The 417-nt window shown below is 48.2% G+C and carries 1 protein-coding gene; it reads right to left on the bottom strand.

Annotated elements, in window-relative coordinates:
- On the bottom strand, nt 1-417 hold a 417-nt coding region (locus HFE01_RS26515), incomplete at both ends, for a condensation domain-containing protein (RefSeq protein WP_167442914.1).

The raw sequence follows: 417 nt of genomic DNA, 5'->3' as shown, positions 1-417 counted from the left end.
GAACAACAATTCGGATTCCTTTTCATCACTCCATGCAGCTACGCCTACTGATCCAAAACCATCGATGATGTTCGCTTTTTCTGCAGCAGTCACCAATTCAAGCTCGTCCACCAGCGCATCTGGTCGGTGAATCGCTTCTTCAATCATATGCAGCAAATGCTCACGGATTTGCTCTACAGCTGTGCGTTCTAACACCTGCGCGTTGTACTCCAAATGGACATGGATTTCATCGCCTGGCACCACCGTAATGTTGAAATCATAGTTTGTTTGCTCTGACATGGAAGCATTGGCAATCGTAAAGCCATTGTTCCCGCGTCTACCCATCTGCTCCATGCGCTGCTCCACGGGGTAGTTTTCAAACACGATAATATGGTTCACCAGGTCCTGCTTCTGCTCGGTCAGGGCCTGAATTTCATA

Origin of the sequence: Paenibacillus sp. EKM10P (assembly GCF_011800655.1) — a bacterium.
Taxonomy (GTDB): domain Bacteria; phylum Bacillota; class Bacilli; order Paenibacillales; family Paenibacillaceae; genus Paenibacillus; species Paenibacillus polymyxa.
Note: the sequence above shows the minus strand (reverse complement) of the source record. Positions and strands in the feature narration are given on the sequence as shown.